This window comes from Alteromonas sp. McT4-15, from assembly GCF_020515205.1.
In the GTDB taxonomy this organism is placed as follows: Bacteria; Pseudomonadota; Gammaproteobacteria; order Enterobacterales; family Alteromonadaceae; genus Alteromonas.
Genome location: NZ_JAJALG010000001.1, coordinates 151,589 through 166,139, shown reverse-complemented (window position 1 = coordinate 166,139; position 14,551 = coordinate 151,589). Strand labels below are relative to the sequence as shown.

Here is a 14,551-nt window from a genome sequence, read left to right as displayed (position 1 = left end):
ACTAACCAGCCAGTAATTTATGGACTGGGTAAATAAGACCTTTCTCCTTCATCACCTCATACATAGATCCTGATTTATCCGCATAGATCTTCCTGAGGTCTTTCTCAGGTAGCTGACCCCAGCTTTCTCGTTTTGTATAGACTGGTTTGGAGTCGGACTTTGTCTTTCTTGTCTTTTCCTCGCCCGTTTGTGTAAGCACGGTTGTCGCCATTTGTATTATCTGAATCAGTGTAAGGTCTGGTTTCCTCGCCAAGGCATCTGTAACGAGAGGCTTCGCAATATCTTCGGAAATGCCCATTGCGACGATCGTCTGTATCGCTGAATTAGCGATGTTCGTCTCATCAGCCTCTCCCAACTCAATCGTTTTAGGTTTTTTTAGAGGTTGTGATACGAGCTTATCCATTGCGTTTATCATGCTGCTTTCAAATTTTGGGAAAATGAGATCATTGCAATCTTCAAGTTTCTTCTTGTTGCCTGTCCGCAAAGCATCAAGCAAAGGTTTAACGATTGAAAACTCGTCTTCAAATACCTGTTCCAAAAGTTCGGGAGATAGAATTTCGTCTTCTGGAGTAGACGCTAATAAGACGGCGCGTGCTTGTGCAAGACAAAAGAGCTTAACAACTATGTCTGGAACGCCTTGAGTCAACTCATACAATTTATTTGTTAGTGGCTCATTTCTATCAACCATATTTCTCAGCCACTGGTATGGCCATAGTTCTTCAAGGAAATCTTCCCAGCTTTCATCCTTACGCAATCGATCCCAGACCAGACTTCCATCGCCACTTGCACGCCTAGCCTGCCGGAACTCACTAGCAAACAACCGCAGAGCTTTAGGGGTTCCAATAAGTACAACGGAGACCTCTACGACATTTACCAGCGTTACCAAAAAGTTGATCATTTTCTTCTCGCCACCACTTTTAGCGAGACTCATGTGCTGGAACTCATCGATGACAATCAAACCAATGGCGTGTATCAGGCAAAGATCAGCAACATCAGCCATCATTTTTGCGATGGTTGGTCTGCCGGATGCGTACTGCTGCCTATAATTAAGGTTCAACCGACGATCTAGCGCGATAAAAAAGCTTAAGCAGAAGTCGGAAAGTGAACCATCGTATGGGCAATCAACTTTAAGCCAGGGCACCTGGAGCATATGAAGGTCTGAATGATATATAACACGCGGATAAGTGTTCAGTACAAGGTTTGTCGTGGTTGATTTCCCCGCTCCGGATATTCCTGCAATCGTCATAGATGAAGCAGGAGAGTCCACATCATCATGCATATAGGTGGTTAGATTTTCATTCTGAATCAAGCCACGAATTGAATTTAGCTTTCGCTTAAACGTAGCGGTTTTTGGGTTCCTATTGAGGTAGCTGCATCGGATCAGTTTCGACAGCTTTTGTTCGATAATGATGTGGTTGGTTTGGGGAACAAAAAAATCTCGCGTTAAGCGGTTTATTGCATGGGTTCGAATGTGGCATGGTAAATTAATTTCTTCAGGTTGAAAGTGGGGTCTCTTTCTCAAAGACTTTGCCACTTCTATAGGGCTCATTATTACCGGAAGCGCCGCGATCACCGGGTTTTCATCGTACTCAGGCAAACCTGTTTTTTTGTATTCTGCTTCAGGAAACCTTGTAATTTTTGGATTAGTCATCTGAGTCCCCATCTTTCAATAGGTCTTTCAACCGAGTTGGAAGTTTAAAGCTCTTTTGCTCGGTATTTGCCCCATGTATCGGTGTTACAGTCGCAGAAGTCCTTTCTAAAGGTTCACTCCGATCTGCTGTTTTATTGCTTCGCTCATACTGTCTTTCTTTACGCTTATTGCCCGCTATCCCTTTCGCTCTTTGCGCTTTCTCTGTTCTCGTATATTTTGGTTGATGCTGCTTGGATTCGTCTTTGATTTGCTGAAGTTCACTAACCAAATTAACCGAGCCTGATCGTTTCTTAAGTTTTGAAGTGGCTGCTACATCCAATCGAATGTCCTGGAAAACCCATAGTTCCCATATGGTTATATTGGCGTAAGCACGACTTCGGGACGTTAAGTTTGCGGGTATAAATTCAGCATACGAGTCAGAGGGGCGAAGGTAAATTTCATTCGTACTGTATAGGTCATAGGCAACGGTAACCGTTTTAGGTCCTCTGTAATTCTCTTCGAACCAACCCCACTCCAGCGCTTGTTTACAGCTGTAATAACAGCCAAAAAGCTTTAGGCCATGCTCGGTCACAGTCGCGTTGGTATGAGGAAGTAGGTTGACCTTGACTAGTTTAGGGTCAGGTCTCCTTAGTAACCCTGTGCGATATTCGATTCCCCACGCCCACAGCGCCAAAGGGTTCGCTGGAAGTTTTTTCGGAATATCAGAGTCAATATCGTAAGTTCGAATAACATGGTCATTATTATAGTGAAGCACTATCTTAATCATCATTTTCGTGAACTCTTTTAGAGTTAATATTCCATCTTGCCGATAATCATTACCATGCCGTTTCTTGCCAATTGGATTTTTGGTTACATAACCTTCAACAAAAGGCTTCATTTTAGTCTGAACAGTTCGGAAATAGCGTTCAACAATTCCTTTCCAGTCAGCTCGGTAGGCAGGCGTATTTTGAATCTCGACGTGAAAAGCTTTACTGAGTACTTCGACATGTCGACCAAGCATTTCACCTTTGTCTCCAATTATATGTTCTGGCAAACCCTGCATTGGCCATAGGTCAGACGTGATATCAATGCCATGCTCTGCACAATAATCGACTTTATTTGCCATAGCATTTCCAAGCGCCTCCATTGCACTGACCCAGGAAGCATTTTCCAAGCCAATGTAGATACCAACAATCGCTCGACTGAACACATCGACAACAAAATACATAGTAGGTCGGCCAACTATTTCTGCTCGGTCCTGTTCTGACACAAGGTACACATCAGCAATGGTGGCATCAATTTGGTAAAGGTATCCAGGACCAGGCACTTCAGCTGTCGAGGTACCAATACTGGGACTGAAATCTTTCAGATAGTTAATTTCACCTTCACGCTTTTTGGTCACTTCGATCGATGTATATTCTTTCTGAAAAAAATATTTAAATTGACGCTCTGTTGGCACATTTATTAAGTCTTCCGGCGATGCTGGAATTTTAACCCCATAAGCGATCAATAATTGGTTGTATGCATAATCGAAGTCATATTTATTTTCGTTGAGATAACTTTTTTGGATAACTACCCTGAACAGAGATTTGACTTGATCTGTGATCGGGACACCTTCACCCAGATTACGGGTACGGATGGGTCCGTTTCGCTTCTCTTTAAATGTTTTCGGTTTTCCTCGTCCCCCACACAAGTCATAACGGCCACTCAAAGAATTCGGACACATACCGAATTGCCAATATTTTCGCAGCCAACGATACAACGTTTGCTTTGTTGCTTTGTTCTCTTCCATGATCTTACTCATTAGCAATCCACGGGCCTTTCTCTCATAAATGTCGGGCTCAGACTTGACTACATTCTTGATAGCAATCCATGCATTTTGTTGTACTTTCTCGGATTTCGAACCTGCCTTAGGTGCGCTCATACTGATATTTACGTAAGGGTCATTGATTATTTTAAGATCGGCTCTAGCCAACAAGTGTTCAAATTCTGATTTCTGTGTTGCTTGTGGTAGGGCTCTTTCGTCATCAATATTTATCCAATAGATTACTTGTGGATTGCTCCAGAGTATTCTGATCCTCTTGGTATCCCATTGATAAACATCATTTGGCATGAACATAATTTGCCTCCTGATTTAACCAGTACTCTGACAGTTCTATATCCCTTGCTTTTAGCTTGGTGTGCAGTGTTCCGTGAATGTCCCAAAGAAAAGCATGCTGTGCGGCTAAGTGTCTGAAGTATTGGAGGTGAGCGCCGGGCTCTTGAGCATATTTGTCATCCAGCTCTCGCAACGGAACTGGCAATTTTTCTTCCGAATTGCCATCAAGCGCTTTGGCAATTCGTTCGAAAATGCTCATTCTCTCGGAAACCTCAAGGTCATAACTGTGCATGTGAGGCGCTAACCAGCGGATATTTTTTACCGACGTAACTGGCACATCGTGTTCTGTAAATGCGTACCAAGCTACTTTTTCATTTTCCCAAAAGCGACGCTCAATCTCCTGTTTTTCTAATGTGCGCGCATCCTCTAGATCTTCAGCATACTTGACGGAAACAGCACGACTAACTAAAACCCCATCAATTTCCATATCAATTAAAAAATCAGTAGTCATAACCTGAAGTATCCCTTTGTATGCGGGATGTTTGATACCTAATCTTTTTGCAATATCAATAGTGGCTTCAGGGTTAAGAGGGAACTGCTCACGTATATCGACTACGGTATCATTCCAATCAAAAAGTAAAAATGCCGCAAGCTCTAGGTCTGACAGTAGATGGACAATACGGTTATTAGTAAGAGCTGGACGGCGATGTACTCTTCCCTTGCTTGGAACATCTCGTACAGTTAGAAAGGGCTGATAATCTTTTCCATAACCTTGACCACGTTTTTCTTTTTGTAAGCGTCTCAGAATTGCAGGCTGAAGAAGACTCTTAATTTCTTTTGGGTAGGGGCTTAAGAAAGCGGTTTTCATACTCATATTGATAATCCGAGCGAGGCTAGTAAGTCAAAGCATAGCTCGGATTATATTAAGTATGATAGTTTTTTGTTTAGTATGATACTTTTATGTAAGTGTGATAGTTTTTTGTCAATCTACATGACGGTCTGCAAACCAAAAAACACTTACTCAACCGTTACCGATTTTGCCAGGTTACGCGGTTGGTCCACATCGGTGCCTTTGATGAGTGCAACATAGTAAGACAGTAGCTGTAGTGGCAATGTGTAAATAATTGGCGCAATAGGCTCTTCACAATGCGGTACATCAATAACACGCATAGTTTCATCGCCCGCAAAGGCAGCGTCTTTATCTGCAAATACATACATAATGCCGCCACGAGCGCGTACTTCTTCAACGTTAGATTTCAGCTTTTCAAGTAGCTCGTTGTTAGGCGCCACTACGATAACTGGCATCTCATCATCAATAAGTGCAAGTGGACCGTGCTTTAACTCTCCAGACGCGTAGGCTTCAGCGTGAATGTAAGAGATCTCTTTAAGCTTAAGCGCGCCTTCCATTGCAATAGGATACTGGTCACCACGACCTAAGAATAAGCTATGGTTTTTGTCAGCAAACTCTTCAGCTAGGTCTTCAATACCACCTGTGATAGCCAAGGTTTCTTCTAGCTTTGCAGGTAGGCTGTGCAGCGCAGAAACAATACCTTTAGCATCAGATTCGGTCATACCGTTCTCTTTACCAAGTGCTAAGGTTAGCATCAAGAATGCCGTTAACTGTGTAGTGAAGGCTTTGGTTGAAGCTACACCAATTTCAGCGCCAGCGCGTGTCATAAAGGCAAGGTCAGATTCGCGTACTAGCGATGAGCCAGGTACGTTACAAATGGTCAGACTCGACATGTAGCCCAATTCTTTTGCAAGACGTAGTGCTGCCAATGTATCTGCCGTTTCACCTGACTGAGAAATGGTGATAAGCAAACTGTTTGGGTGAACCACAGACTTGCGGTAGCGGAACTCAGATGCAATTTCTACGTTACACGATACATTCGCGTATTGCTCAAGCCAGTAACGCGCCGTCATGCCCGCATGATAACTAGTACCACAAGCTATAATTTGAACGTGTTTTACTTTGCTAAAGATTTCTGCCGCACCTTCGCCAAATACGCCAGGCATTAGGCCATTCTCGTCTATACGATTTTGAAGTGCATTGCGTACAACGGTAGGTTGTTCGTGAATTTCTTTAAGCATGTAGTGACGGTAGCCCGCTTTATCACCCGCATCGTGTTCAATATTCGATTCGATAACTTCACGCTCTACAGGTGCGCCATCTTTATCAAAGATACTTACGTCGCGACGCGTGATTTCAGCTACATCGCCCTCTTCTAAAAAGATAAAGCGGCGAGTTACTGGCAATAATGCCATTTGGTCAGATGCGATAAAGTTCTCACCTAGGCCCAAACCAATGACTAATGGGCTGCCAGAGCGCGCCACTACCACGCGACTTGGATCTTCTTTGTCCATTATCACTGTGCCATAAGCACCGTGAAAGGTTTTAACTGCGCTTTGTACCGCGTTTAAAAGTGTTTTACCTGATTTCAATTCTTCGTGAACGGTGTGCGCAATGGTTTCTGTATCTGTGTCACTGGTAAAGGTGTACCCTTTTTCAGCAAGCTGCGCTTTTAGTGTTACGTAGTTTTCAATGATGCCGTTGTGCACTACTGCCACGCGGTCAGTTGAAAAGTGAGGGTGGGCATTCGCTTCAGTAACACCACCATGTGTTGCCCAGCGTGTATGCGCGATACCCGTTCCACCGAGCGCGTCTTCTTGTGCAACAGCGTCAGCCAGCTCTTGTACTTTGCCTGTACGACGAATGCGTTTTAGCGTGCCATCTTGTTGCAACAATGCCACACCAGCCGAGTCATACCCACGGTACTCAAGGCGTTTAAGTCCTTCTAGTAGAATTTCTACTACATTACGTTCGGCAACAGCGCCTACAATTCCACACATAATTATTCTCCATTAAGCGCAGCAATCATTACCGCAACGCCCTGTTCTTCAATGTTTCGTTTATCTTGAGCACTGATACCCTCGTCAGTGATCAAAACTGAAATAGTGTCCCAACCTAGTTCAAGATTGGGCATTTTATGAGTTAGTTTCTTCGAACTTGCCATTACAACGACCTTACTGGCGGCTTGGGCCATAGCGCGTGTTACACCTGTTAGTTCGTTAAACGTGGTTGTACCGCGGTTGACATCAATACCTGCAGCGCCAATAAAAGCAATATCAAAACTATAGGCGTTAACCAATTGTTCGGCCATGGCACCTTGAAAAGACTGCGATTGTGCATCCCACGTACCGCCTGTCATCAGTACAGTAGGCTCTTTCTCACATTGTGTAAGGTAGTTCGCTGTCGCCAGCGCATTGGTCATCACTACCAAACCACCAATCTGTGATAAAAAAGGAAGGATTGTTGAGGTTGTTGAGCCGCAATCGATAACAAGTTTGCTACCAGGCTTCACCAATGATGCTGCACATTCACCGATATAAGAAAGCGATGATATGACATTGCCTAACTTTGGGGATAACGCGTCGGATACCGCGTGCTTCGCAATTGCCGGTACCGCACCACCGAACTGTCTAATTATCAACCCTTGCGCGTCAAGGGCCGCTAAGTCTTTTCTTATAGTGACTTCAGATGTATTAAATTGTGCTGCCAAAGCCTCCACCTGCGTGTGGCCGTGCTGGTTTATCCACGTTACTATTGCCTGACGTCGCACATCAACTGACTTACTACTTCTCAATTGTTCTCGTTCCGCTAGGTTAATAGTTATATTAACAGTAGGTGGCAAACACGCAAAACTTTCAAAACGAAAGTTATGAATTATATTTCGAAAGCATACTATGTTATTACGAAACTTTGATCAAGCGTTTTGTTTATTTATACATCAATTTTGCCTGTGCAGCATTTGCTTCAATGGCCAGCTCTATTGTTCGAATTACAGCAACCACACTGTTTGCATCTGCTGGCAAAGAAGCATTGCCTGCAACGGCCTTTGCAAGTTTTTTGAAGAAAGTGAGATACTGACCATCAAGAGTGGGAACTTTCTTCTGAGTTGCCTCATTACCCAGCTCACCGTTCTCTTCATGTGGTGTCACGGCCCATTTTTCATCTGTGAACGGCAACGCGCCCCTTAACTGGTCTTCTTGTGGATCTAAATAGAATTTACGATAGCTAGCTTTTGTTCCCTGCACATCAAAGCGCAATGTAGCGCCGCCTTGAAAGGCAGAACTGCCGAGTTTTATCACTTTATCTTCGTAGTGAAGCGTAACATCAAAACAGTCATCTGATTGACCACCCTCGCGAAGTGTAACGATATCAGCTGATACTGCTTTAGGCTCACCAAATAGCTGTAGAGCCTGGTCGATAAGATGAGGGCCAAGGTCCCAGAAAATACCACTGCCCGGTCCGGCATTCTCTCGCCAACGATTACGCGGTGTAGGACGAAAGCGGTCGAATCGACTTTCAAATCGCTTAACATCTCCCAAGGTGCCTTCTGCCATAAGCTTCTTAAGCGTAAGAAAGTCGCCATCAAAACGTCTATTGTGGTAAACACAAAGCTTGCGATTTTTAGACTTTGCCAGACTCACAAGCGCTTCTGCGTCGGCTGTGCTTAACGTAAATGGCTTCTCGACTAATACATGACAATTATATTCAAGAGCAAGTTTAGCTTGAGGTGCATGAAGGTGATTTGGCGTTGTGATCACCACCAAGTCAAAAGTGTGCTTTTCCAGCGCTTCATCTAAGGATGTAAACACAGTAGCGTCGGGCAGCGCTGCATTTACCAAGTCAGGTTTTGAAGATACCACTCCATCAACAACGAAGTCTGGTAGATAGTTGAGAAATGGCAGATGAAAGGTCTGGGCTGAAAAACCAAACCCAACAAGTAAGGTAGAAAGCATTTGTGCTCCTTGGTGGGAAATTGAAACTTGCGTGTTGTACCTACTACTATAACAAGCATAAAAAAACGGAGCGTCTGTATTAAAGAACTCGCTCCGCTTTTTTATTAGCTAAGGCTTACTTGCGCCTTGTTACGACTTTTTGGTCGGTCTCGGCCAGTTCGCAATATTGCGCTGTTTACCGCGCGCGACAGCCAATGCTTTATCTTCCACTGCACTGGTGATAACTGAGCCAGCGCCAACGGTTGCGCCATCACCAATAGACACAGGCGCAACCAATGAAGAATTAGAACCAATAAATGCATTCTCTCCAATAATGGTTTTTGATTTATTCACGCCATCGTAATTACATGTGATGGTACCCGCGCCAATGTTGGCATTCGGGCCGACCTGTGCGTCACCTAAATAAGTAAGGTGATTGGCTTTTGCACCCTCACCCAAAACCGCTTTTTTCATTTCAACAAAGTTACCCACTTTGGCATTTTTGTGCATAACTGCGCCAGGACGAAGTCGGGCATAAGGGCCGACTACGCACGCTTCACCCACTTGAGCATCTTCGATAATTGAATTGGCTTCAATCACGGCATTATCTGCAATCGTGCAGTTTCGCAAAATACAGTTAGCACCAATTGTAACGTTGCTGCCAATTTTGACTTCACCTTCAACAATAACGTTTACGTCAATAACAATGTCATTGCCAATATCCATTGAACCACGTAAATCGAAGCGTGATGGGTCAAGTAGCGTTACACCATTAGTCATCAGTTCATTAGCTTGACGATGTTGTAAAGCGCGCTCTAGGTTAGCGAGTTGCAAACGGTTATTTACACCTTCAACTTCTACCGCTGATTGCGGTTGCGCAGATTGAATTCGCTTACCTTCAGCAGCCGCCATCGCAATCACATCAGTAAGGTAGTACTCGCCTTGCGCGTTATCGTTGCTTAAATCACCCAACCAGCGTTTTAGGTCTGCGCCTGACATCATCATCATGCCAGTATTAATTTCTTTTATTTCACGCTGAGCGTCTGTCGCGTCTTTATGCTCTACAATCGCAGTTATATTGTCGTTTTCACGAACGATGCGCCCCATACCTGTAGGGTCATCTAGCTCTACCGTTAATAACGCAAGGTCACACTGTGCTTTTACCGCTTTAAGCGCGCTTAACGTTTCTTCTCGTATTAGCGGCGCATCACCGACTAAAATGAGCACATCTTCATCGTCTTTTACATGAGGAACTGCCTGCTGAACGGCATGACCTGTACCCAATTGCTCAGCTTGCAAACACCAGTTTAGGTTGTCTTCGATAATCGTTGCTTTAAGTTGGTCACCACCGTGGCCGTAAACAAGATGTATATTGTCAGCGCCCAGTGATTTAACGGTATTAATAATGCGTTGAACCATTGGTACACCGCCAACTTTGTGCAGTACTTTTGGCAAAGATGACTTCATGCGGGTACCTTTACCCGCGGCTAAAACAACAACTGAGAAAGCCATAGTATTCCTTTAATTTGCTAATACGTATAAACAGTAAATATCAATGATTGAGGCTAGTGTAACTAAGGTAGATGAAGATGTCAGTGCTTCATTACATCAAAAAGCGTCATTTCCACTAGTCAAACAGGCTTTTGTCATTTAGTCTAAATTTACAGCAAACTACCTAGTAGTTCATAAGTGCAGCGGTTATAATTGCACTAACAATATAACGTTCAGTCAGGCAAGGGAGCATGCGTAGTCTGTGAACACATTTAGAACACTGCATCGAAGCATACTGGTGTTATTCGCCGTGGTAGTCATCGCCATTGTGACACTGGTTCATTTTAGTATTTCCAAAATTGTTGCCGAGCAAAGTCGCGCGCAACAACAATCCTTATCACCCGCCATTTCGCTAATTGTCGAGCAATTGCTTAAACCACTTCATATTTCTGAAGCGTTGGGGCACTCCACTGAGCTTGTCGATTTAATGCGCGGTGAAAACATTGATGAGACTGCCGTTTTCAAGACATTGGATCGTCTTGAAGATGAATTTGGCTTATCGTTTTTTATCGCCTCAGAAAGTGACAGAAAGCAATACAATTCTGACGGTTCGATAATTGATCTTGTAGAGGGTGAGGTAAGTTGGTACTTCAAGTATCGAGACCACCCAGCTGATGCCGTTGCAGACATCGGCAAATGGGAAGATACCCATTTTTACATTGATATTAAAATTCATGACGAATCTGGAAAATTCTTAGGCTTTTTTGGGGTAGGTAAAAGCCTTAGAAGCTTTATCGAAGTTTTTGATACCTACAAGCAGGAGTATGGCTACGACTTTCTCTTTGTCGATGGACAAGGCGACATTATGCTGTCATCTGATCCAGAACTTATAGCGTCATATTCTGAATTTACGAACCTCTCAGAATTGCCGTGGTATGCCAGTCTGCCCATCGCCATACAAGACGAGCAAGCGCTTAACAATAAGCTTGTCACCATTGATCAGAAAGATTTTCTTATTGCTGAAGTTAAACTTAATCAGTTTGGCTGGACCGTATTTTTATTAAGTCCTCTTGAAGACCGACAAGCGGAGATTTCTCAGGCGTTTATTTTCAGTGTTGTAACGCTGCTTGTTGTTGTGTTTTCTCTGTTTCTGCTTATATACAACCTGCTGTACTACTTTAGAAAAGATATGCAGCCAGACTTAGTTGTACGACATTCTACTCGCTTGCCCGAAAAAGATAACTTACAGCTCATCTATAAAACACTGTTGGCTGAACACAATTCACTGAGTTTGATGCTGATTAATGTAGATGGTTTTAGCGACATAGTGGATGCTCACGGAAGAAATACAGGTGACGACATTCTAGATAAAGTGGTGGGGTATTTAGCGGATCACTTACGAGATAGCGACGTACTAGGACGATGGAGTAGTGAAGAGTTTATTGTCCTGCTGCCAAATACTGGCCCACATGTGGCGTTTGATCTTGCTCAGAATATTCGTCATGGTATTGCCACATTACCGCCGTTAGCAGAATTACCTGACCTACAAATAACGGCGTCGATTGGTATTTCTTATACCGCATCAAGCCGCGCTATGCATGAAGTCACTGCACATGCAGAAGACGCGCTTTATCAAGCAAAGCGCGATGGAAGCAATTTAGTGAGGATGCAGCTTATTGAGTAGCGGTCTGTGCTTTAGGCCGCCTCCTTGTGAGCACACCTGTTGTCAGTGCAACACCGAACAGAATCATTAGACCACCGATGATGGTTTGTGCTGACAAGTGCTCTTGCAAAAACAACACTCCCCAAACGATGCCAAATAGCGGAACAAGGTATGCCACCGTTATCGCCTTTGCTGGGCCTATATTGGCAATTAACTTAAAATAAAGAATGTATGCAATACCGGTACCTGCAATGGCCAGTGCCACAGCGTTTGCCCAAGCATGGGTGCTTGGCATAGCAGCGGGTAAGGTCGCCAGTGCAAACGGTGCTAACATTACACTTGCCATCGCTTGGCTACCCGTAGCGACGACCAATGGCTTTACTCCCTGCAACCACTTTTTCATCATACTTGCGGCAATACCATACCCCAATGTAGCCAGTAACGCTGTAAGGATAGGTAAAAAACTTATTTCTCCTTCGCCTAGCTTTTGCTGGCTAATTACCGCCACACCGATAAAACCAATAAACAACCCCGCTATCGCAGATTTAGTTAATTTGTCACCCAGCCAAGCCCACGCAACTATTGCGCCGAACATAGGCGCTGTGGCGTTTAAAATTGCGTTTACGCCCGCTTCCAAATGCAAACTGCTGTAGTTAAACAGTACGAAAGGCACTGCGGTGTTGGCAAGCCCGACTAACGCAATGGCTAACCAATGTTGCCGTATATCTTTAATCGAACCTCGCAACATAAGCAAAGGAAGTAAAACCGCTGTGGCAAGTAACGTACGAATTGCAACGAGCACATAGATACCAAACTCAGGGGCAGCAACTCGCATGAATATAAATGAGCCTCCCCAAATACCTGCTAGCACTAACAGTGATAGAAGATCTTTTATTGCCATAATACGCCTTGCGCTCCTTCTAAATTCAACAAAAACTGCTTTCGATGCAAACCGCCGGCATAGCCGGTGAGGGTTTTGTTACTGCCAATAATACGATGACAAGGCACGACTATCGCAATAGGATTACGACCATTAGCCATACCAACGGCGCGCACACCTTTAGGGTTACCTATAGCGTTTGCTATATCCAGGTAGCTGGCCGTTTCACCATAAGGGATTTGCACAAGCGCTTCCCATACCCGGCGCTGAAATTGCGTACCGCCAGCAGCTAAAGGTAAGTCAAATTGGGGAAGTTTTCTGGCAAAATAGGCATTAAGTTGTGCACACGCTTCTTGTGTTAACGCATTACTTATTGCGGTTTTCTCGGGCACATCCACAAACCCAATCGCAGTAATACCCTGTGTGTTGGCATGCACTTGCACGTAGCCTTCAGGCGTTTCAATATGCTGTGTGTATTCCATAAAAGCCCTTTTCTTATTGCACTCTCAATATGTGCTTGTAACACGTACTTTCAACTAATTAATGTGTTTATGTATTGTGCTCACTCAACTGCCACATCTGAAGCGTAAGATAACTACGCCAAGGCGCTGCGTCTTCTGAACGCACGACAAATTGCTCTGCGGTTTTACGTACTATTAAGTCGCCAGAGAGGTACACATCTGGGTTTCGTTCACCGCGCATTCTTAAGTAATCCAGTGTCCATTGCCCAATGCCTTTTATCGATAAGATATCATCGTGCGATGGCATTTTACTTTGCGCGAATAAACTGGCGAACTGACGAATAGCATTTTTTCTAGCCTGCGGCATACGCAAAAACGCAAGGTCACTCGACGCTACATTGTCAGGTGTTGGGAAATAAACGTACGACTGTGCTGGTGCTTTTTCAGCATGAGCATTCAGATTATCTTGTAAGTGTATCGCCTGCCGTCCTAAATGGTGTACCAGTAACGATACTTGCCCAATAGCGGCTTTAACACTCACCTGCTGCCCTACAATAGCGCGACATCCGCTTTCAAACGCGCTCCATGCGCTAGGAAGTCGTAAACCGCAAGTAAGCTGTTGCGGCGCAAGCCCCGCTTTGGTTAAACTCTCTTCAATCAATATGGGGTCAGCATTAAGGTCGAGCATAGCTTTAATGTTTTCAATAACGCGATGCAAATGCATTAAATTTGAAAGCGTAAGTGCTACTGAAAATCCACTGCGTTTAGGGTCGTGTTTAACACTGAAATAACCATCAGCCCCTTCCCATTCAAACCAACGCTCGTAAGTATCTTCTGTCACCCGCTCCATCATTGGGATAGCGCGAAGTGCCAAAAACTGGCGTACATAAGGCCAGTTGTAAGGTGGTCTATAAGACAAAAATAACGTGATTTGTTGTTCAGTTTGACTCTGGTGTTTGCGAAGCTGTGACGGTGTAGTATCGCAATACTGGGCCATGGCGCGCTGTAACTGTCGTAATGACTGATACCCCGCCGTAAATGCGACATCAGTTATCGACAGTGAAGACTGTTGAATAAGCTGCTTGGCGAATAAAGCACGATGCATATTTTGAAATGACTTAGGAGACAAACCTAATGCATTTACCATCAACTTATTGAGATAACGCTCACTTATCCCTAACCGTGCTGCGACACCAGACACTGATTCTGAAGGAATAACCGATAACAACGCAATTGCACGATTTACCGTTGCACCCACGCCACTCCACGCTGGCGAGTGAGGTGCGCTATCTGGGCGACATCGAAAGCAAGGTCTAAAACCATGTGCCATGGCAGTGGTCGCGTGCTGATAGTAAGTTACATTTTCTTCATTCGGTAACTTGGCGGGGCAAATCGGGCGGCAAAAGATCCCCGTTGTTTTAACCGCCACAAAGAAAGTGCCGTCAAAACGTGGGTCGCGACTTAGCCGAGCTTTAGTTAAGGTCTCGGAATCAACACTAGTACCGTTTTTAAGTTGAAGCTCTGACATAAAGAATTTACAGCGCCT

The 14,551-nt window shown here is 44.3% G+C and carries 11 protein-coding genes; 1 reads left to right on the top strand and 10 read right to left on the bottom strand.

The genetic code is table 11. From position 1 onward, the window contains the following. Nucleotide 1: 1 nt before the first annotated feature. The 7 genes from LHL20_RS00730 to glmU form a co-directional block, all read right to left on the bottom strand. Nucleotides 2-1,651, bottom strand: a complete 1,650-nt coding sequence (locus tag LHL20_RS00730) for an ATP-binding protein (RefSeq protein ID WP_226431855.1) — start codon at nucleotides 1,649-1,651, stop codon at nucleotides 2-4. Next, a complete protein-coding gene (locus LHL20_RS00725; RefSeq protein ID WP_226431854.1) occupies nucleotides 1,644-3,749 on the bottom strand; it encodes a Mu transposase C-terminal domain-containing protein in 2,106 nt (701 codons plus the stop codon). The genes LHL20_RS00730 and LHL20_RS00725 overlap by 8 nt, the downstream gene beginning before the upstream one ends. Then, nucleotides 3,733-4,602: a TnsA endonuclease N-terminal domain-containing protein gene (locus tag LHL20_RS00720; RefSeq protein WP_226431853.1), complete on the bottom strand. Its 870-nt coding sequence runs from the start codon at nucleotides 4,600-4,602 to the stop codon at nucleotides 3,733-3,735. Before LHL20_RS00720 ends, LHL20_RS00725 begins: the two co-directional genes overlap by 17 nt. A gap of 143 nt (nucleotides 4,603-4,745) precedes the next feature. Further along, on the bottom strand, nucleotides 4,746-6,578 hold the full coding sequence (glmS, locus tag LHL20_RS00715) for a glutamine--fructose-6-phosphate transaminase (isomerizing) (protein ID WP_226431852.1): 1,833 nt from the start codon (nucleotides 6,576-6,578) through the stop codon (nucleotides 4,746-4,748). 2 nt (nucleotides 6,579-6,580) lie between these two features. Further along, entirely contained in the window at nucleotides 6,581-7,372 is a 792-nt protein-coding gene (locus LHL20_RS00710; RefSeq protein WP_226431851.1) for a DeoR/GlpR family DNA-binding transcription regulator, read from the bottom strand. Nucleotides 7,373-7,505: 133 nt separating this feature from the next. Continuing rightward, nucleotides 7,506-8,531, bottom strand: a complete 1,026-nt coding sequence (locus LHL20_RS00705; protein WP_226431850.1) for a Gfo/Idh/MocA family oxidoreductase — start codon at nucleotides 8,529-8,531, stop codon at nucleotides 7,506-7,508. A 129-nt stretch (nucleotides 8,532-8,660) separates the two neighbouring features. After that, a complete protein-coding gene (glmU, locus tag LHL20_RS00700; RefSeq protein ID WP_226431849.1) occupies nucleotides 8,661-10,022 on the bottom strand; it encodes a bifunctional UDP-N-acetylglucosamine diphosphorylase/glucosamine-1-phosphate N-acetyltransferase GlmU in 1,362 nt (453 codons plus the stop codon). A 241-nt stretch (nucleotides 10,023-10,263) separates the two neighbouring features. On the opposite strand from glmU, the gene LHL20_RS00695 reads away from it, so the two are divergent. Next, nucleotides 10,264-11,685, top strand: coding sequence for a sensor domain-containing diguanylate cyclase (locus LHL20_RS00695; protein WP_226431848.1), 1,422 nt, complete (start codon nucleotides 10,264-10,266; stop codon nucleotides 11,683-11,685). On the opposite strand, the gene LHL20_RS00690 is transcribed toward LHL20_RS00695, so the two are convergent. The 3 genes from LHL20_RS00690 to LHL20_RS00680 form a co-directional block, all read right to left on the bottom strand. Next, on the bottom strand, nucleotides 11,675-12,565 hold the full coding sequence (locus LHL20_RS00690) for a DMT family transporter (RefSeq protein WP_226431847.1): 891 nt from the start codon (nucleotides 12,563-12,565) through the stop codon (nucleotides 11,675-11,677). The genes LHL20_RS00695 and LHL20_RS00690 overlap by 11 nt on opposite strands. Further along, on the bottom strand, nucleotides 12,556-13,026 hold the full coding sequence (locus LHL20_RS00685) for a methylated-DNA--[protein]-cysteine S-methyltransferase (protein ID WP_226431846.1): 471 nt from the start codon (nucleotides 13,024-13,026) through the stop codon (nucleotides 12,556-12,558). The genes LHL20_RS00690 and LHL20_RS00685 overlap by 10 nt, the downstream gene beginning before the upstream one ends. 67 nt (nucleotides 13,027-13,093) lie before the next feature. Continuing rightward, nucleotides 13,094-14,533, bottom strand: coding sequence for a DNA-3-methyladenine glycosylase 2 family protein (locus LHL20_RS00680; RefSeq protein ID WP_226431845.1), 1,440 nt, complete (start codon nucleotides 14,531-14,533; stop codon nucleotides 13,094-13,096). Nucleotides 14,534-14,551: the final 18 nt, after the last annotated feature.